The following is an 18,997-nucleotide window of genomic DNA, read 5'->3' as shown; positions in this document are numbered from 1 at the left end:
TGCCCTCCGCTTTGATCCGCAGCAGCGGTGCGCCGCCCCCTTGCCAGCCGGCGCCACCTACAACCATCTGTGACACGTAGCAGCGTTTACGTCTGAACCAGAGTTGGAGGCACGCCATGCCCGATCATCGAATCGCCTTGCGCCGCGCCGTCGAGGCCGTGGACCATCTGACCGATCCCGAGCCGCCGTGGCGCGACATCCTGGGCACGGCCCGCGATCTGGTCGGGGCCGACAGTGGAACGCTCATCGTGTTCGACGCCAGGAACAAGCTGTTGACGCTGTCCGCCATCGGTTTTTCCGACGCGTGCGCATCGGACTACCAAGAGCATTTCTACAGCTGCGACATCCTTGAGCAGGACGGGCGCCATGCCCCGGCCGGTACATGGCTGGACACCGCGCGGATGTACGACGCCGCGCAGTTGCACCGTACCGAGTTCTACGCGGACTTCATGGTCCGGCATCGCATGGCGCAACTGCTGTCGCTCATCATCGAATCGAACACCGTCCTGCACGCCGCGATCGGCTTTCAGCGTTCGTCCGTGGATGCAAAGGCCTGCGACAGGCTGCAATCCGGAGACTTTGGCCGGTATTTTCGCGTGCTGCGCCATCAGCTGTCGCAGCGCGAGCGCAATCGCGCCATCGGCTGGAAGTCGCTGGAAAGCGCGTTTTCCGAAGTCCACGAAGCGGTGCTGCTCATCAGCGTGGATTGCATCGTCGACAAGCTGTCGCCGTTGGCGGTGGGATTCCTGGATGACGTCAACGGCTGGACCCTGCATGGCCGCAGGCTGCGCCATGCCGACGCCAAGGTGCAGCGGCTGTTCGACGCGCATTGCGCCGCGGTGGCGCGCGACGGCCAGATGCGGTCGATGGCCACAGCGTCGGGGTGGGGGGAACTCTTCTGGGTCGATATCAGCGCGGCGCCGCCCGCGCTCAGCCTCATCGGCGGCCGGATGCTGCTGATGCGCATGCGCAAGAAGAGCGCCTTTGCAATGCCGGACGTCACCAAACTGCAATCGGTGTTCTCCATCACGCATGCCGAGGCCGCGGTGCTGGCGGGATTGGCGGCGGGCCATAGTGTCGAGGAGGTGGCCACTCTGCGTCATGCCTCCGTCCTGACGGTGCGCAAACAGGTGGCGTCGCTGCTCACCAAGATGGAGTGCAGCCGGCAATCGGAACTGGTCCGGCTGGCCTCGCTGCTGTAGCGCAAGGACTGCGCGGCGTACTCAATCTTGAGTATGTGGTCTGCACCCATGCGGCCCTACGATGAGCACGAAGGCATGAGCACCGAGCGGCCACGTGTCCGCCGGATGCCTTCCCCCGGCCTGCGCCGGTCTCATCCAAGGGCCTTTGCACCAGAGTGCCTGAGCCCCGATCCGGCGTCCCTGTCCGTCACCTGGAGTTCCCACATGAAGCCCCTACTCCCCTTACGCGCCCTCGTTCCGGCCGCGCTGGCGGCTTTTGCCCTGCTGTCCGGCCCTGCCGGTGCGCAACCTGCGGCCTCCGCGCCCGCCACCGCCGCGCCGCCCTCCAACTACACCCCCACCCGCGCCGAGGTCGAACGCGATCTGGCGGCGTGGAAGGAATCAGGCGTCGAGGCCCAATGGGCCGGCGAGGAAACCCCCAACATCAACAGCCCGACCTATATCTCCGACTACCAGAAGTACGTCAGCACAGTGCGCACCGGCGACATGGCTCAACCGCCCGCCAGCCAGCCGGGATCGCAACGCCGCTGGTAATTGCCGCGGAGCGTGGCCCTGCCCATTGGTTGGGCCACCCCGCAATGTCGTGACGAAAGATGTCATCACGCCGCGCACGTCCAGACGGGCCACCCGACTGGCTGCGCGTCCCCGGCAAACGGCTTGCGCAAAGGCGTTACAAGTCCTGCCAGAATTAATCAAATAAAACACTTCTCCCCGCGCTTCTGCTTTAGTTCTAGCCGTTGCATGGTGTTGCGTTTGGCGCGGCTGCCTGCGTCTTGCGTACTGCCGGCATAGAAAAGATCAATAACCCGGAGGAGAAGTCTATGCGTACGTTCAAGCGCAGGGCCGCCGCATTGCTGGCAAGCGGCCTGATCGCAGTGTTGGCGGGCTGCGCCTCGCCAGGCGGCAAGAAGGACACGATCGCCATGGCGGGGCTGTCGCAGCCCGTGGAAATCGTCAGGGACAAGCACGGCGTGTCCCACATCTACGCCAAGAACCAGGCCGACCTGTTCTTTGCCCAGGGCTTTTCCGCGGCGCGCGACCGCCTGTGGCAGCTGGACCTGTGGCGCCGCCAGGGCGAAGGCAAGATGGCCGAACAGTTCGGCCCGCGCTTCATCGAGCAGGACCGCGCGGCGCGCCTTTTCCGCTACCGGGGCGACATGCAGGCGGAATTCGCCAGCTACCACCCTGACGGCCAGGCCATCCTCACGGCGTTCGCCAATGGCATCAACGCCTACGTGAACTGGGTCAAGGCCAATCCCGACCAGATGCCGCCAGAGTTCAAGCTGACCGGCACCGAGCCCGGCTACTGGAGCCCGGAGACCTCGCTGATCCGCATCTACGGGCTGACGCGCAACGTCAGCGAGGAAGTGCGGATGTCCGAGCAGATCGCCGCACTGGGGCTGAATACCGTGCAGGGCCTGACCACCTTCGAGCCGCCCCTGGCGTTGCAGGTGCCCGCCGGCCTGGACGTGCGCCAGATCAACAAGTCCGTGCTCGCCACCTACCGGCTGGCGCGCGACGGTCAGAAGTTCGAGGCGGGCGACTTCCCGCGCAGCCCGCTCGCCGCCGACGATCGCGCCAAGCTGGCCAGCGCCTTGTCCGAGGGCAGGCTTGCCTCGCTGGATCCGGCCGTCGACCCGCTGGCGCCGCGCTATGAAAGCAACAACTGGACGCTGAGCGGCGAACGCACCGCGACCGGCAAGCCCATTCTGGCGGGCGACCCGCACCGGTCCATCACCATGCCGTCGCTGCGCTACATGGTTCACCTGAATGCGCCGGGCTGGAACGTGATCGGCGCGGGCGAACCGGCATTGCCCGGCGTCTCGATGGGACACAACGACCGCATCGCGTTCGGCCTGACCATCTTCGCCTTCGGCGACGAGGAAGACCTCTATGTCTACGACACCAACCCCGCCAACCCCAGCGAATACCGCTACCAGGGCGGCTGGGAAAAAATGCGCCAGATCGACGAGACCATTGCCGTGCGCGGCGCCTCGCCTGCAACGCGCAGCCTGAAGTTCACGCGCCACGGGCCGGTCATCCATGAAGACCCGGTGCGGCGCAAGGCCTACGCCCTGCGCGCCGCCTATCTGGAATTTCCGGGGACGGCGGCCTACCTGGCCAGCCTTCGCCTGAACCAGGCGCAGAACTGGAACGAGTTCGTGGCGGGCATGGAAAAGCACTACACGCCCAGCGAAAACATGGTGTACGCCGACGTGGACGGCAACATCGGCTGGTTCGGCGGCAGCATCGCGCCGATCCGTCCGCGCAATGACTGGTCCGGCATGCTGCCCGTGCCCGGCAATGGCGACTTCGAATGGCGGGGCGTGCTGCCCGGCAGTTCCCTGCCGCGCGTCTTCAACCCGCCCGAAGGCTATGTCGCCACGGCCAACGAGTACAACCTGCCCGCCAACTACCCGTACAAGGACATGTCGGCACGCACCTGGGCCGAACCCTTCCGCGTGCAGCGCATCCGGGAGGTGGTGGCCGACGGCCGCGGCCTGACCGTGCAGCAGTCGCAGGACCTGCAGTTCGACAACCTGTCGATCCCGGCCCGCACGCTGGGCGGTTACGCCAAGTCGTTGAACTCGGCGGACCCGAACGTCGGCGCGGCGCTGAGCCTCTTGAAAGACTGGGATTACCGCATGGAGACCGACTCTCGGGCGGCGACCGTTTACGCGTTCTGGCTGCCCGAAGTCGTCAAGCGCGTGACCGAGCTGTACGTGCCGGCGAACGGACGCGCGGCGTTCGGCGACCTTTCCACCCGCCGGACCCTGGAAAAGCTGGCCACGCCCGACACCGCTTTCGGCCCCCGGCCTGAACAGGGCCGCGACGCCCTGCTGTTGCAGGCACTGGCCGACGGCCTGACGAAGCTCACCGCCAAGATGGGGCCGGATTCGACACAGTGGCAGTGGGGCAAGCTGCACCACATCCAGTTCGATCACAGCCTGGCAAGCCTCTTGCCGCCCGACACCGCCAAGGCCTGGGGCACGCCGCGCTATCCGGTCGGCGGCGACAACGACACGGTTCACCGCGCGACGTTCCGCAAGAGCGACTACCGCGTGACCAGCGGTGCGTCGTACCGTCAGGTGATCGACGTGGCCGACTGGGACACCTCGCGCGTGCAGAACGTGCCGGGGCAATCGGCGGATCCGCGCAGCCCGCACTACCAGGATCTGCTCAAGGGCTGGGCGACGGGCGAGTATTTCCCCATGGCGTTCAGCCGCGCCAAGGTGGACAGCCAGCGTTCGGATACGTTGACGCTGCAGCCTTCGGGCAATTGAGCTGAGATCCCGGCTTTTTGATCCTGGTACGGTGTCTGACACCCGTCTGAGATGGTCGTCAGCTTGCGGCGACGTCTCAATGGGTGTCTGACACCTGGATCGATGATCCGCCGGACTCAAACGGGGCCCGCCCCCTTGATGTTCGTCATTTCCCGCCGCCATCCGGCGGCGGAGAATACCGCCATGACCCTCTATCCCGTGCTGCTCATCCTGCACCTGCTTGCCGCCTTCCTGTTCGTCGGCACCGTCGCTTTCGAGGTGCTGTTCCTGGAACCGGTGCACCGGCGCCTGCCGCCGGACGTGCGCAAGGCGCTGGGCAGCCAGCTTGGGCCCCGGGTGCGTTCGGTGGTGCCCTGGTCGGTGCTGGTGCTGTACCTGGCGGGATTGGGGCTGGCCTGGCAGCATCGCGGCGCGCTTGCCGCGCCGCTGACCTCATCGTTTGGGCTGTTGCTGACGGTGAAGATCCTGCTGGCCGTCAGCGTGCTGGCTCATGTCGTGACGGCGTTGGTGCTGGCGCGCCGGCGCAAGCTCACCGGCGCGCTGCAAAGCCGCCTGCACACAAGCGTGTTCTGTCACATGGTCGCCATCGTCGTGCTGGCCAAGGCGATGTTCTACATCACCTGGTGACGACGCGCTGACGGCTATCGCTTCGCTGCCTTGCCCGAGGCGTCCTGCTCGACCACCATGTCCAGCACGTAGACCTTGGACGGCGCATCGGCGGGCGGGTTCTTCCAGTCGTAGCGCTTGACGCGCAGCACGGTGCGCACGCCGTCCTGATGTTCGAATCCCTCGATCGACTGATACAGCGGCTGCCATTTGTCCGGCGCGGGCAACGCGATGCCCGCCTCGTTGAATTTGCGTTCGCGCACCATCAGGCACTGGTAGTGCGGAATCATCGGATGGCTGCACTCGGCACGCTTGGCCGCAACTTCCAGGAACATGATCTGGCCCGTGCTGCCATACAAGGTTTCGGGCGTCGGTTCGCCGATGAACGTCAGAACGCTGCCGTCCTGCGCGGTCAGCTCCAGGGCGGGCTCGGCCTTGTCGCCCGACAGCGTCACGCGCAATTGCCCTTTGAGGCGCTGGGCGATTTCCGCATCGAGCTGCATCAGGCTTTGTTCGCACGCCTTCATCGTGGAGGCCAGGTTAGCGATGGTCAGCACGCCATTCTTGTACGTGTACCCGCCGAACTGCGCGTTGCAGCCGCCGCGGACATTGACGCCGTCGTCCTTGAAGGTCAGCCGCACCTGATGTTCAACACCCTTTTGCAGCGCGGCGATGGCCTTGCCCGCGGGGTCGGTGGCAGCGGTCAGGCGCCAGTGGTAGGCGGTGAGGCCGGCTTGGGTGGCGGCTGACGTGGCGGCGGAATCAGGCATGGCGGACGATCCTTCACGGGGAGAGGTCGCGGGCGCGCAGGCAGACAGCAGCGCGGCGCAAACGGATGCAAGAAGGAGGGTTTTTTTCATGATTGGTTCCTGTCAGCCGCTGGCCGGAAAGAAAAGCGGCATTCTACGTCCGTGGTGTGGACGAAATGGCCAGCGCGCCGGCCATACCGTTTCCAAATCTTGCGAGCGCGGCGCGCGAATTACAGTCTGACACTTTCGTCTGCCGTCCGCGCTGCCGCGGGCGTCTGCGCGCGCTACTTTCCGTCGGGATATGCCGGACTGGCCAGGCAAGCCTGCGCCCATTCGTAGTCGTCGGTATCGAAGATCTCGCCGTCGATCTTCGGCAGCGGCTTGTCGGCATATCCGAAATCGGGCTTTGCCGGCGACCGGTTCCAATGGGTCTTGCCATTGCCGTCGCTGCACGCCTCGTCGGCGCTGCTGAACGAGCACGACGCGATGACCTTGGGCTTGCCATTCTCGACGTTGGCGACGTACCGCTTCGTGTAGACGCCGCCGGACGCCCAGTACTCGTCGATCGTGCAGACGCGATCCTTGTTCTGGTAATGGCGGGTGGCAAAGCAGGAGTAGTTGTTGTAGTCGGGCGGCAGCACGTCGCACGACGACGCGAAGCCGGCAAACGGGCCGCCGGTGAACTGCGCCCGGAACTTGCGCTGTTCCAGCGCCCGCGCGATCAGGACCGGGGTGTCGGCCCCCTTGTCGGACCCCTTGGCCTTTTCCTTGAGCTGGGCGCTACGCGCAAGAATCAGGCTGCGCGCCGCCTGTGCGGGGGTTTTGCCGTCGGGCAGCAGGTCGGGCGAGTCGATCAATCTTTCCAGTGCGTTGTCGCGCGCCGCCAGCCAACGCTTCTGGCCCTCGACCAGCATCGTGCGGATCTCGGCATCGGGCGCGGCTTTCAATAGTGCGCTGTAGCTGCGGTTCAATTCCGCGTCGGCGGATACCGCGCCGCGGTCGGCGCAGATCAGCTTCTCGACGCCGGTGGCGGCCTTCTTGCAATCGATGGCCAGCGCAGGCGCGGACAACGCGAACAAGCCAGCCAGGGACAGCAACCGTAGTGCGGGAATTCCAGGTCTCATCTGATTCTTCTCGGGGTTCGATGGCGGTTGAACAGCGTGCCATTCTGGCATGAAACCGGGGACGCCCTGAAAACGGCAAACCCGCCGCCCGCCCTGGCCTTGGACGAGCGGCGGGCCGCGCGATGCCCGCTACAACGCCGAGGCCATCGCCAGCCGCTCCGCGTAGTGCGGTATCGACAGGCGCTCGATGACGGCCTGCTGCTGCGCCCCGAAAACGTCGCGCTCGTCGGGCGAGGCCGAAATGTTCGGGCGGTCGATCCTCAGCTTGATGGCATTGCAACTGTCCACGAAGAACGTGCCCACCACGCGCTCGGGCGCCACGCCCAGCACACGCGCCACGTTGGCCGCGCAGAACACGTTCGAGCGCAGCGCGGCCTCGTAGTCGGCGGCGGAATTGAACACGATGTCGAACGTCAGCCGGTTGATGCCGGCGTCCTTGCTGCGCACCACCACGGCCATGTCCAGCAGCGGCTGTTCGCGCTGCGGCGTTCCTGCTGGCGGCACGTCGGCGATCAGGGACAGCGTGCGATCGTCCAGGTTGCCCTCGTAGCCCGTGATGCCGATGTCCGCATACCGCGGCCGGGCGGATCCGCTTTCCGTCCACGCCGCGCCGTTGACGCGGAAATACGTGATCGGGAACATGCGGTTCTTGATGAGGTCCTCGTTCTGCGCGGGCTCGCGGTCGATGGTGCGAACCAGCGCCACCGGCCGGCCAGCACATACTTCGCGCCGCCTTCCAATGCCGTGATGAGGGGATGCACGCCCATCTGTCCCACGATGGTGCTCTCTTCCAGTGCCGCGGCGTCCAGCTCGGGGTCCGCGCCCGTCGACCGCAGCGCGCCCGCCCGGAACTCCCGGATCACGCTGGCCGGGTCCAGCTCGGACCGGATGACCGCCACGGTGCGGTCCTTCACGCCTAGCTCGTCAAAGACTTCCTTGGCGACGTCGATCATCCAGTCCAGGTTGCGGTTGCCCCCGGCCATGCCGCAACTGCCCAGAATGACCGGTCCGTCGATGCGCTCGCCCGCCTCGACCATGTGGCGAAAGTCCGCCTTCACGGCCTCGCGTTCGAAGTATTCGGTGCCCGTGCCCAGGTAATACGGACCGGCGTCCATCGACCCCGCATCCGAGATCACGGCGTCGATACGCCCTTCCAGCGCCTTTTGCAGCGATTCACGGGAAAATCCATATCCCAGCGCGCCGCACGCGGACACCACGCGATAAACCAGCTTTGCCATCATCACTTTCCTGTATTGCAGGCCGCGGACATTGCGGTTGCTGCCTGGGAGTGCACTTTGCGCCGGCGTCGGTGGTAGGAAAAATACTATGTCGATATGCGGGTATCGGCCGCCGATATGGCTGTCTGGCCTGTTGGCGGCGCGTCAGGACGCCAGCGGTTCCGCGCCGGCCAGTCCGCTTTCCGCGACGTGGCGCATGACGAATTCGCTGAGCAGCGTACGCACCGCCTCGGCCGGCGGCGCCAGCGGCACGTCGCTGGAGGCGATGACCGCCGCGGTCAGATAGACCGGCGGCTCGATCATCGCCGCCGACACCTGGGCATGCCCGGGCGCGCGCGAGAAGTCGCCCAGCGGCAGGATGGTGTGGCCGATGCCCGCCTGCACTGCCGACAGCATGCCCGAAAAGACCTCGGTTTCCGCGACCACCTGCGGCACGATGCCGGCTTCGGAAAACAGCCGGTCCAGCAGGTTGCGCGTCATGTTGGGATGGGCGGGCAGGATGAGCGGCATGCCGGCCAGCTGCTCAAAGCGCATGGCGCAAGGCCGGCGCCCCGGCTTGCGCGGGCTGACCACGAACAGCCGTTGCCGGAAGAGCGGCTGGCGCGCGAACCCGGTGGTCGGCTCGTCCTCGAACACCAGCGCCAGGTCGAGCGAGCTGTCGCGGATGCGGGCGCCCAACTGGCCGCTTGCGTCGCTGCTGAAGCGCAGGCTGATCTTGGGCAGCGATGCCCGGCATTTCTCCATCAGTTCGCCCGCCAGGAACGACGCCAGCGTGGACGACATGCCGATCCGCACGACGCCCTGGATGTCGCCGCCCAGCGAGCGCACGATCTGCGGGATGCGCTCCATGCGGCTCAGGATGGACGCGGCTTCCGTGTACAACGCGGCGCCGGCGGCAGTGGGACGCGCGCCCCGCGCACTGCGGTGCAGCAGCGTCACGCCCAGCTCTTCTTCGAGCGCCGCGATCTGCTGGCTGAGCGCCGGCTGCGCCACCGGAATGAGTGCCGCCGCGCGGGAGAAACTGCCCGCCTCGACGATCTTCACGAAATACCGGAGATGGCGCAGTTGCACGGAAACGCTCCGTTCAGAACGTCACCGTGACCGACGGCGCGCTGCGCCGGGCTTCGCCGTGGAACACGGCTTCGATGTTGTTGCCGTCCGGATCCAGCACGAATGCGCCGTAGTAGCCGGGGTGGTAATCGCGAAATCCCGGCGCGCCGTTGTCCTTGCCGCCGTGGGCCAGCGCCGCCTTGTAGAACGCGTCGACCATCGCCTGATCGCGCGCCTGGAACGCAAGATGGTGGCGACCCGTCAACTGGCCCAGCGCGGCCTGGCTGTCGGCCGTCGACACAAACAGTTCGTCGGCCCAGAAGTAGTCGTCCGCCGTACCGCCCATGGGCACCTCCAGGGCGTCGAACACTGCCTGGTAAAAGCGCTGGCTGGCGGGCAGGTCCCGCACGACAAGCTGGATGTGATCGATCAGGCGGCCGCGATGGATCTCATTGGTCTGCATGACGTCTCCTTTCGGGTTGACAGGCTCAGTCGACTATAGCGCCATCCGCCGCCCGAAAATGACAAAGCCCGCATGGCTCTGTCGAGCAATGCGGGCCTGAAGACCGCGGTCATGCCGGGCGCGCGCGGCGCGCCCGAGGCGATCAGCCAAACACGCGGAAGCGTTCGGCGTCGTCCATGAACGGCTTGTCGCCGAAACCCGCTTCGTTCGAGCCAAACGGCATCTGCGCGCGCAGCTTCCAGTAGGCGGGGACGTTCCACTCACGCGCCACGGCGGCGTCGATCAGCGGGTTGTAGTGCTGCAGGCTGGCGCCCACACCGGCGTTGGCCAGCGCGGTCCAGACGGAAAGCTGGGCCATGCCGCCCGACTGCTCGGACCACACGGGGAAGTTGTCAGCGTACAGCGCAAACTTTTCCTGCAGGCTGCGCACCACGTCCTGGTCTTCGAAGAACAGAATCGTGCCCACGCCGGCGGCAAAGCTCTTGAGCTTGGCTTCGGTCTTGTCGAAACCTTCGGCCGGCGCAACCTTGCGCACTTCTTCCGTGGCCAGGTTCCAGAGCTTTTCGCTTTCGGCGCCAAACAGGATGACGGCGCGCGAGCTTTGCGAGTTGAAGGACGACGGGCTGTGCTTGATCGCTTCCTGGATCAGCGTGGTCAGTTCTTCCTTGGAGGCCGACAGGTTGCGGCCCAGCGAATACTGCGTGCGGCGCTGCTTGAGCGCTTCGAGATATGCGTTGCTCATGTTTTGACCTTTCGACCAGTAGATAGAGATGACGATGGGAGGCATTCTACCGGCTGGACCATGACGCGAATACCCGTTCAACCGCACTTCGGCTGGAACAAACTGTTCCACCGGTGAGATCAAACGGGTGAAATCGGTGCGTCGGGGCAGCAAATCCACGGACGTTGCGCCCCTCGGATCCTCAGTCGGCGCGGAACCCCGTCGCCTTCACCACCTCGGTCCAGCGCTTGGATTCGGCGGTCAGCAGCGCCTGCAGGGCCTGCCGGTCCGAACCCACGACCACGAAGCCGGCCTCGCCCAGCGTCTTCACGGCGGCGGGCTGGCGCAGCGCGGCCGCGCTGTCGGCCTGAAGGCGGGTCAGCACGGCGTCGGGCGTGCCGGCCGGAGCGAACAGCGCGAACCAGGCGCCAAAGTTGACCGCCGGCAAGCCGCGCTCGGCAAAGGTGGGCACATCGGCCAGGGCCTGGGTGCGTTGCGCGCCCGTGGTGGCCAGCGCGCGCAGCTTGCCGCCCTGCACCTGGGGCGCGGCCAGCGCGGTCGTCACGAACGCCGCTTGCACGCCGCCGGACACCAGCCCGGAGACAGCATCGCCGGTCGAGCGGTAGTGGATGGCTTCGATCTTCAGGCCGGCCTCGCGCGCAAAGAGCTCGGCGCCGAAATGGCCCGGCGTGCCCGCGCCGAAGGTGGCGAAGTTCAGGCGGTCCGGGGCCTTTTTCGCGGCGTCGATGAATGCCGCCAGATCCTTGTAGGGCGACGTGGCCGGCACGACCAGCACGAAGTCGGCGCGCACCACCTCGGAGATCGGCGCGAAATCGCGCGGCGGATCGTAATTCAGGTTGCGGTACGTGGCGGGCGAAATGCTGATCGACCCGACCTCGCCCAGCAGCAGGGTCTGGCCGTCAGCCGGACTGCGGGCCACGGTCTGCGCGGCGATCTGCCCGCCCGCGCCCACCTTGTTTTCCACCACCACGCTTTCGCCCAGCAGCGGCCCCATGTGCTGGGACAGGGTGCGCGCCACGATATCGGGCCCGGTGCCGGGCGGAAAACCCACGTTCAGGCGCACCGGCCCATTGGGAAATTGCGCGGCCGCCGCAAGCGGCACGCACAGCAGGAAGCCGCCCAGCAGGCGGCGCAGCATCGTTTGCATGGTTGTCTCCTGGTTTTTTTAATGCCGCGGCGGCTGCCGCGGGGTCAGCAAATGCGATAGAAGCGCAGCTCGACGCGATCGGGATAGCGCGCGCCGGTGCCGATGAAAAGGCTTTCGTTCATCCAGCCCAGCGTGGGCGAGGACGTCTCGAAACGGGGATAGCTGCGAAAGTAGATGCGTGCCGGATCGACGGCTTCGCCGCGCGCCAGCCGCGCAATGTCCTCGGCGCTGCCTGTGCGGATGCCGGTGTTTTCGACATACACGCGCTCGCCCGCGGGCGTCTCGATGACGTAGCGCGCGTGGATGTCCGTGAAGGTGGCCGACCGGATGATCTGGAAGTCCGCGCCGCCGGGCAGCACCTTGCCCGACAGGCGCGGTCCCTGGACCGTGCCGCCGGTGATGGGGATCACGCGGCGGCGCCCCTGCGGCGTATCGCCCACTTCCTGCGGCGCGCCCACGTCGACCACGACGGTGGCCACGTGTTCAAGCCGTGGGGCCTGCGTGTCGTTCATGGCATCGGCGCCGCTCATGGTTTCTCTCCGCGGGCAAGGCGCAGCACCGCCGGGTCAAAGCCCGCAAGCTGCTTGTAGCGCAGCGACACCGCCGCCAGCTCCTCACCCGAAATCACGTCGTTGATGTTCGCGAACCCCGCGGGCGCGCGTTCTTCAGCCATCTGCATCACCTGCTCGGGACCGTTCAGGCGGTTGCGCAGCACGATGCCCGCGGTACGCGGCAGGCGTTCGGCTTCGTACTCCAGCAGCGCGATCTCGGCCGAGCGCGCCTTGCCGCGCACGGCCTGATCCAGCCAGTCGGCCAGGCAGCGCGCGTCCAGGATGGCCTGGGCCGATCCGTTGGAGCCGATGGGGTACATCGGGTGCGCGGCGTCGCCCAGCAGCGTGAAGCGCCCGCGCGTCCAGCGCGGCAAGGGGTCGCGATCGACCAGCGGAAATTCGTAGATCGCCTCGGCGCCGTCGATGATGGCCGGGATGTCGATCCAGTCCCAGCGCCAGTCGGCAAAGCGGTCCGCGAAGACGGACTTGTCGACCTTGCGGTTCCAGTCGGTGGCGGGCAGTTCCGCGCCCGGAATGGACAGCTCGGCGATCCAGTTGATGAGCGAGCGGCCTTGCCGGCGCAGCGGTTCCGAAATCGGATAGCAGACGAACTTCTGATCCTGGTGCCCCGCCATGAACATGCTGCGCCCGTCCAGATACGGCGGCGCCTCGGTCACCGCGCGCCACAGCATGCGGCCGGAGAATCGGGGTTCGTCTCCCACGGGATGGAGCTGGCGCCGCAGCGCGGAGTGAATGCCGTCGGCGCCCACCAGGATGTCGCCCTGCACGGTGTGCAGCGTGTTGTCCGCGCGGCTGCGGAACCGGGCCTGCACGCCGTCCGCGTCCTGGGTGGCGGACTCCAGCACCATGCCGGGGACGATGGCATCCGGACCCAGACGCTCGCGCACGGCCTGCGCAAGGAGCATCTGGAACTCGCCGCGATGCACCGAGAACTGCGGCAGCGGATAGCCGGCCTCGCGGCCGCGCGGCTCGCGCCAGATCGGCTGGCCCAGCTTGTTGTAGTAGTGAAGCTGCGAGGTCTCGATGGCGCGTTCGGCCAGCGCGGGCATCAGGCCCAGCTGTTCGATCTCGCTGACGGCGTGGGGCAGCAGGTTGATGCCGACGCCGAGCGGGCGCAGTTCCTGCGCGCTTTCATAAATGCGGCAGCCGATGCCGCGGCGGTGCAGCATCAGCGCGAGAGTCAGCCCGCCGATACCCGCGCCGGCAATGACGATTTGCATGTCTACTCCTGGTCTTATTTGTTATGCAACATAACAAAATCGCCTGGCGTTCCGCACGAGGGATTTCCCGCAATCCGGTGGCGCGGCGACAATGCCTGCATTAGTGTTGAGGCCCCGTCCGCGATCCGCCCCCCCATGTCCAGAGCATCCGTCCAACGCCCTCGCCGCCCCGCGGCCCGTGGCGAACACTTCGATCCGCACGTGCCCGGCGTTCAGTACGGCGCACTGGACGACCTGGTCGGCTACGCGATCCGGCGCGCGCAGATCCTGATCTACGAGGACTTCCTGGCCGCGCTGGCGCCGTGGGACATCACGCCGCAGCGGTACTCGGCGCTGACGCTGATCGCCGCGAACGAAAACCTCAAGCTCACCGACCTGGCCCGCATCCTGGGCATTGCGCGGTCCGGCGCGGTGCAGATCGTGAACCAGCTGCAGGACCTGGGCTACGTGGAACGCCAGGAGGCCGAGCACGACCGGCGCGCGTACGCGCTGGCCATGACGCAGACCGGCCACGATGCGCTGGCGGCCATCACCGAAGCCGTGCAGGCGCACGATGCCCGCATCAGCGCCAAGCTGGGCGCGGCAGAGCGGCGCAAGCTGATCGGGTTGCTGGGCAAGCTGGGCTGACGCGTCCGCCGGCATCGCGCCGCGTCCCCGATTCGCGCGCCCGCGCGCCCGATTGCGTACTTTCTGCCCCGATGCGGGCATTCCCCTATTACCCCCGCCGCGCCAAAAAACTATCGTATTCGAGAATTATCAAATAAGAGAATTCTCGCTTCCGACAAAATGATTGCTGAAACCCTATACGATTTTGCCGTGATCGGCGCGGGCATCGCCGGCGCCTCCGTGGCCTACCGCCTGAGCGCCTCGGCGTCCGTGGCGGTGCTGGAACGAGAGTCCCAACCCGGTTATCACTCCACCGGCCGTTCGGCGGCCATGTTCATGGAGACCTACGGCACCACGCAGATCAAGGCGCTTACGCGCGCCAGCCGCGCGTTCTACGAGCATCCGCCGGAAGGCTTCTGCGAGCATCCGCTGCTCAGCCCCCGCGGCGTGTTGTACATCGGGACGCCCGATCAGAAGGATCTGCTGCAGGACGCCTTCGAAGACTTCCACCGCCAGTCGCCAAACGTGACCCTGATCGACGCCAGCCAGGCCGTCAAGCGCGTGCCCTGCCTGCGCGAAGACCAGCTGTGCGGCGCGATCGAGGAACCCGATGCGCGCGATATCGACGTGCATGCGCTGCACCAGGGTTTTCTGCGCGGCATGAGCCGCCAGGGCGCCGTGCTGCACAACAACGCCGAACTGGTGGGCGCCGCTTTCGAGAACGATGTCTGGACGCTGACCCTGGCCGATGGCCGGCAGATCCGCGCGCGGGCCGTCGTCAACGCCGCGGGCGCCTGGGCCGACCACACGGCCGGCTTGTGCGGCGCCGCCCCCGTCGGCCTGCAGCCGTGCCGCCGCACCGCGTTCACCTTCAGTGGCCCGCAGGACATGGATTTCTCGCACTGGCCCGCCGTGGTGGGCGTGGACGAAAGCTACTACTTCAAGCCCGACGCGGGGCAGCTGCTAGGCTCGCCCGCCAATGCCGACCCGGTCGATGCGCACGACGTGGTGCCCGAGGAACTGGATGTCGCCACTGGCATCTACCGCATCGAAACCGCCACGTCGCTGACCATCCGACGCCCGAAGCACACCTGGGCCGGCCTGCGCTCGTTCGTGCGCGACGGTGACTTCGTGGTGGGCTGGGACGCGGCCACGCCGTCGTTCTTCTGGCTGGCGGCGCAAGGCGGCTACGGCATCCAGACCGCGGCGGCCACGTCCGAGCTGGCGGCCGCATTGCTGACGCGCCAGCCCATTCCCGACCACCTGCAGGCGCACGGCGTCAATGCCGACGCCGTGCGGCCCGAGCGCCTGCGCTGACCCTGTTGCCCACCACACCGAGATTCCCCAGATGACCGCCATTACCCGCTACCCCAGCACCCTGCCCCTGCCTTTCTCGCGCGCCACCCAGGCGGGCGGTTTCCTGTTCCTGTCCGGCCAGATCCCGATGGATGCCGCCGGCCAGGTGGTGCGCGGCGACGTCGCCACCCAGACGCATGCCGCCATCGAGCGCATCAAGGAAACCCTGGCCCTGGCCGGCGCAAGCCTGAAAGACGTGGTGCGCGTGACCGTGTGGCTGACCGACCTGGCGCATTTCGCCCAGTTCAACGAGGCCTATCGCAGCCATTTCTCTTCCGATTTCCCCTCGCGCTCCACCGTCGAGGCCAAGCTGGCCATGGACTTGGACGTCGAGATCGAAGTGCAGGCGTGGCTGGGCGATGCCCAATCCAAGGCGCCTGCCGCCTGAAAGCTGTCCCGTTCGATTGCATGACACCGCCAGGCGCAGCGCCTGGCGGGGCGACACCCCAAGCGCGCGCCCCGATGCCCGCGCCCTAAAGCCCCCTCTTTTGCGCGGAGCGTCATTCATGAAGATCTTTTCCGGGTCGCTGGCGACCGAGACGAACACCTTTTCTCCCATCCCGACCGGCCTGGCCTCCTACCGGGCGCGCGGCTACTTTCCGGCCGGCCAGCATCCGGACCGCATGCAGATGTTCTCGGGCCCCCTGTGGGCGGCGCGCCAGCGCGCCGCGGGCAAGGATTGGACCCTCATCGAAGGGCTGACGGCAGGTGCGACGCCGGCCGGCATCACGACCCGCCACGCCTACGAGACGCTGCGCGACGAGCTGCTGGACGACCTGCGCCGCGCGGGCAAGGTCGACATCGCCCTCTTTGGCCTGCACGGCGCGATGGTCGCCGACGGCTACGACGACTGCGAAGGCGACCTGCTGCGCCGCGCGCGCGAGATCGTGGGCCCCGATACCGTGATCGGCGCAGAGCTCGACCCGCACTGCCACCTGACGGATGCGATGGTCCAGAGCGCCGACTTCCTGGTCTGTTTCAAGGAATACCCCCATACCGACATCCTGGAGCGCGCCTTCGACCTGGTCGACCTGTGCGTGGCGCGCGCCGAGGGCCGCATCAAGCCCGCGCGTGCGGTCTTCGACTGCGAGATGATTTCCATCATGCACACCAGCCGCGAGCCGATGCGCAGCTTCGTGGACCGCCTGCTCGCCATGGAGGGCAAGGAAGGCGTGCTGTCCGTGTCCATCGCGCACGGCTTTCCGTGGGGCGACACGCCGGACATGGGCTCGAAGGTGCTGGTCTATACCGACGGCAACCCCGCGCAGGCCGAGGCGCTGGCGCGCACGCTGGGCGAAGAGATCATCGGCTTTCGCGACCAGCTTGCGCCGCCCTACCCCGGCGCCGACGAAGCGCTGGACCAGGCGCTGGCGCACACCGAATTTCCCGTGGTGCTGGCCGATTCGGCCGACAACGCGGGCGGCGGCGCGCCCAGCGATGCCACGTTCATTCTGGATCGCGTGCTGGCGCGCGGCATCACTGATGTCGCCACCGGCCCGTTCTGGGACCCGGTTGCCGTGCAGCTGTGCTTCGAGGCTGGTGAAGGCGCCCAGATCAAGCTGCGCGTGGGCGGCAAGGTGGCGCCGGTGTCCGGCCAGCCGCTCGACCTGGACTGCGAGATCGTGGCGCTCAAGCGCGACGCCGTCATGACCGGCCTGGCCGGCACGCCCGCGCTGCTGGGCGACGTTGCCGTCGTGCGCACCCGCGGCGTGACGCTTGTGATGACCACCTCGCGCACTCAGGCGATGGGCACGGACCTCTTTACCCAATTCGGCGTGGACCTGGCCGCGATGAAACTCATCATCGTGAAGTCCTCGCAGCATTTCTACGCGTCGTACTCCAAGGTGGGCCGCCACGTCATCTACGTCGAGACGCCCGGCGCCATCACGAATGACCTCAACACGCTGCCGTTCGTCAAGCGCAAGTTGCCCAAGTGGCCGTTCAAGCAGTGAGACCCGAGGCCCAGGACCAACCACCCAAGCCGCCCGCGACGGGCAGAACAGAATCAACAAGGGGAAATCCATGATCAGACGTTTCAGCCTGCTGGGAGCCGCCGCGCTCCTGGCCATGAGCGCCGCAACCGGCGCGCTCGCCCAGACCAAAACCCTGCGCCTCGTGCCGCACGCGGACTTAAAGACGCTGGACCCGCTCTTTAACACCGCCTACATCACGCGCAACCACGGCTACATGGTGTTCGACACCCTGTTCGCCCAGGACAGCCAAGGCCAGGTCAAGCCGCAGATGGTGGACACCTGGACCAAGTCCGAGGACGGCAAGACCTGGACCTTCACGCTGCGCCCCGGCCTGAAGTTCAGCGACGGCACGCCGGTGACGGCCGAGGACTGCATTGCCTCGATCCAGCGCTGGGCAAAGAAAGACACGCTTGGCCAGGCCATGATGGCGGCGGGCGCGGAACTGGCGGCCACGAGCGAGAACACGTTCACGCTGACCCTGAAAGAGCCCTTCGGCCTGGTGCTGGATGCGCTGTCCAAACCCTCCGGCATGCCGCCCTTCATCATGCCCAAGCGGCTGGCCGCCACCGATCCGAACACCCAGGTGACCGAGATGGTCGGGTCGGGTCCGTTCCTTTTCAAGCGGGATGAATGGGTGCCCGGCAACAAGGTGGTCTACGTGAAGAACCCGGCCTACGTGCCGCGGTCCGAAGCGCCGGACGGCCTGGCGGGCGGCAAGAACGTGAAGGTGGACCGCGTGGAGTGGGTCTACATCCCTGACGGCAACACGTCGACAGCCGCGCTGATGAACGGCGAGGTCGACATGATCGAACAGGTCACGCCTGACTTCCTGCCGGTGCTCGAAACCAATCCCGACATCACGCTGAGCACGTCGGTTGCATCGCAAGGCATGGTGATCCTCAACTCCCTGCATCCGCCGTTCAACAACCCGCTGGCGCGCCAGGCGCTGTATCACCTGGTCAGCCAGAAGGAAATGCTGACCGCGATGGGCTACCCGGACAAGTACCGCGTCGACTACTGCCCCACCATGTACATCTGCGGTTCGCCCCTGGCCACGGACGCGGGCGCCGCGCCCTACGCCAAGCCGGACGTGGCCCGCGCCAAGCAACTGCTGCAGGAATCGGGCTACAAGGGCGAGAAGGTCGTGCTGCTGTACCCCACCGATCACCTGAGCGCTCCCGCCGTCATGGTGCTGGCACAGAACATGAAGAAGGCCGGCGTGAACGTGGACCTGCAGTCCATGGACTGGGCCTCGCTTGCCGGACGCCGCCTGAAGAAGGATCCGCCCGCGCAAGGCGGCTGGAACATCTTCCTGACCTGGGGCGGTTACTTCGACGCCAGCACGCCGGTGACCAACCCGTGGCTGTCCGCCGCCTGCGGCAACAGCCTGCCGGGCTGGCCTTGCGACAAGGAACTGGACACCCTGCGCACCAGCTGGATCCGCGAAACGGACGCCGCCAAGCGCAAGGACATCGCCGCGCAGATCCAGGCGCGCGCCTACCAGACGGTGCCCTACGTGATGTGGGGCGAGTTCAAGCCCGTCTTTGCCGTGCGCGGCCTCAAGCACACCGAGCTGGTCAAGTCCGGCATCCCGGTGATGTGGAACATCGAAAAACCGTAAGGCCGACGCCGGGCGCCGCGCGCGCCCGGCCGCAAGCCGGGGGG

At 66.8% G+C, this 18,997-nt stretch carries 20 protein-coding genes; 10 read left to right on the top strand and 10 right to left on the bottom strand.

Annotated features, from left to right (window positions below):
- Positions 1–116: 116 nt before the first annotated feature.
- The 4 genes from HV786_RS03050 (at position 117) to HV786_RS03035 (ending at position 5,113) form a co-directional block, all read left to right on the top strand.
- Complete coding sequence (locus HV786_RS03050) at positions 117–1,202, top strand: LuxR C-terminal-related transcriptional regulator (RefSeq protein WP_128827614.1); 1,086 nt, start codon at positions 117–119, stop codon at positions 1,200–1,202.
- Between the two features lie 204 nt (positions 1,203–1,406).
- Positions 1,407–1,736 (top strand): DUF4148 domain-containing protein, encoded by a 330-nt coding sequence (locus HV786_RS03045; RefSeq protein ID WP_128827613.1) that lies wholly within the window; start codon positions 1,407–1,409, stop codon positions 1,734–1,736.
- A gap of 287 nt (positions 1,737–2,023) precedes the next feature.
- Positions 2,024–4,486: a penicillin acylase family protein gene (locus tag HV786_RS03040; protein ID WP_128827612.1), complete on the top strand. Its 2,463-nt coding sequence runs from the start codon at positions 2,024–2,026 to the stop codon at positions 4,484–4,486.
- Positions 4,487–4,669: 183 nt separating this feature from the next.
- Positions 4,670–5,113, top strand: a complete 444-nt coding sequence (locus tag HV786_RS03035) for a CopD family copper resistance protein (protein WP_128827611.1) — start codon at positions 4,670–4,672, stop codon at positions 5,111–5,113.
- A gap of 14 nt (positions 5,114–5,127) precedes the next feature.
- Here the strand turns inward: HV786_RS03035 and HV786_RS03030 are convergent, their stop codons facing one another.
- Positions 5,128–5,862: an META and DUF4377 domain-containing protein gene (locus tag HV786_RS03030; protein ID WP_217284645.1), complete on the bottom strand. Its 735-nt coding sequence runs from the start codon at positions 5,860–5,862 to the stop codon at positions 5,128–5,130.
- Between HV786_RS03030 and HV786_RS03025 the strand changes: the two genes are divergently transcribed.
- Positions 5,861–6,082 (top strand): hypothetical protein, encoded by a 222-nt coding sequence (locus tag HV786_RS03025; protein ID WP_175156759.1) that lies wholly within the window; start codon positions 5,861–5,863, stop codon positions 6,080–6,082. The two genes, HV786_RS03030 and HV786_RS03025, sit on opposite strands and share 2 nt — an antisense overlap.
- Positions 6,083–6,125: 43 nt before the next feature.
- Here HV786_RS03025 and HV786_RS03020 read toward each other — a convergent pair whose 3' ends face one another.
- The 9 genes from HV786_RS03020 to HV786_RS02980 form a co-directional block, all read right to left on the bottom strand.
- The gene (locus tag HV786_RS03020) at positions 6,126–6,965 is read right to left on the bottom strand and encodes a lysozyme inhibitor LprI family protein (protein ID WP_128827609.1); all 840 of its coding nucleotides are present in this window, start codon (positions 6,963–6,965) and stop codon (positions 6,126–6,128) included.
- A 129-nt stretch (positions 6,966–7,094) separates the two neighbouring features.
- A complete protein-coding gene (locus tag HV786_RS03015; protein WP_175209949.1) occupies positions 7,095–7,469 on the bottom strand; it encodes a DUF4387 family protein in 375 nt (124 codons plus the stop codon).
- Between the two features lie 8 nt (positions 7,470–7,477).
- A complete protein-coding gene (locus tag HV786_RS03010) occupies positions 7,478–8,203 on the bottom strand; it encodes a hypothetical protein (protein ID WP_175209947.1) in 726 nt (241 codons plus the stop codon).
- Positions 8,204–8,347: 144 nt separating this feature from the next.
- Complete coding sequence (locus HV786_RS03005) at positions 8,348–9,274, bottom strand: LysR substrate-binding domain-containing protein (protein WP_128827299.1); 927 nt, start codon at positions 9,272–9,274, stop codon at positions 8,348–8,350.
- 13 nt (positions 9,275–9,287) lie between these two features.
- A complete protein-coding gene (locus HV786_RS03000; protein WP_128827300.1) occupies positions 9,288–9,716 on the bottom strand; it encodes a VOC family protein in 429 nt (142 codons plus the stop codon).
- A 142-nt stretch (positions 9,717–9,858) separates the two neighbouring features.
- A complete protein-coding gene (locus HV786_RS02995) occupies positions 9,859–10,458 on the bottom strand; it encodes a nitroreductase family protein (RefSeq protein WP_128827301.1) in 600 nt (199 codons plus the stop codon).
- A 181-nt stretch (positions 10,459–10,639) separates the two neighbouring features.
- Positions 10,640–11,605, bottom strand: coding sequence for a Bug family tripartite tricarboxylate transporter substrate binding protein (locus HV786_RS02990; RefSeq protein ID WP_062840466.1), 966 nt, complete (start codon positions 11,603–11,605; stop codon positions 10,640–10,642).
- Between the two features lie 44 nt (positions 11,606–11,649).
- The gene (locus tag HV786_RS02985) at positions 11,650–12,135 is read right to left on the bottom strand and encodes a DUF3237 domain-containing protein (protein ID WP_128829209.1); all 486 of its coding nucleotides are present in this window, start codon (positions 12,133–12,135) and stop codon (positions 11,650–11,652) included.
- A complete protein-coding gene (locus HV786_RS02980; protein ID WP_128829210.1) occupies positions 12,132–13,397 on the bottom strand; it encodes a flavin-dependent oxidoreductase in 1,266 nt (421 codons plus the stop codon). Before HV786_RS02980 ends, HV786_RS02985 begins: the two co-directional genes overlap by 4 nt.
- 135 nt (positions 13,398–13,532) lie before the next feature.
- Between HV786_RS02980 and HV786_RS02975 the strand changes: the two genes are divergently transcribed.
- From HV786_RS02975 to HV786_RS02955, 5 genes are all read left to right on the top strand, one after another.
- The gene (locus HV786_RS02975; RefSeq protein WP_056321583.1) at positions 13,533–14,024 is read left to right on the top strand and encodes a MarR family winged helix-turn-helix transcriptional regulator; all 492 of its coding nucleotides are present in this window, start codon (positions 13,533–13,535) and stop codon (positions 14,022–14,024) included.
- A 159-nt stretch (positions 14,025–14,183) separates the two neighbouring features.
- A complete protein-coding gene (locus tag HV786_RS02970) occupies positions 14,184–15,320 on the top strand; it encodes an NAD(P)/FAD-dependent oxidoreductase (protein WP_175209945.1) in 1,137 nt (378 codons plus the stop codon).
- Between the two features lie 31 nt (positions 15,321–15,351).
- Positions 15,352–15,747, top strand: a complete 396-nt coding sequence (locus HV786_RS02965) for a RidA family protein (protein ID WP_128829211.1) — start codon at positions 15,352–15,354, stop codon at positions 15,745–15,747.
- 118 nt (positions 15,748–15,865) lie between these two features.
- Positions 15,866–17,311: a M81 family metallopeptidase gene (locus tag HV786_RS02960; RefSeq protein WP_128829212.1), complete on the top strand. Its 1,446-nt coding sequence runs from the start codon at positions 15,866–15,868 to the stop codon at positions 17,309–17,311.
- A 70-nt stretch (positions 17,312–17,381) separates the two neighbouring features.
- Complete coding sequence (locus HV786_RS02955; protein WP_128829213.1) at positions 17,382–18,953, top strand: ABC transporter substrate-binding protein; 1,572 nt, start codon at positions 17,382–17,384, stop codon at positions 18,951–18,953.
- The last annotated feature ends 44 nt before the right edge of the window (positions 18,954–18,997 follow it).

Source organism: Achromobacter mucicolens (assembly GCF_902859725.1).
Classification (GTDB): Bacteria; Pseudomonadota; Gammaproteobacteria; order Burkholderiales; family Burkholderiaceae_B; genus Achromobacter; species Achromobacter mucicolens.
Note: the sequence above shows the minus strand (reverse complement) of the source record. Positions and strands in the feature narration are given on the sequence as shown.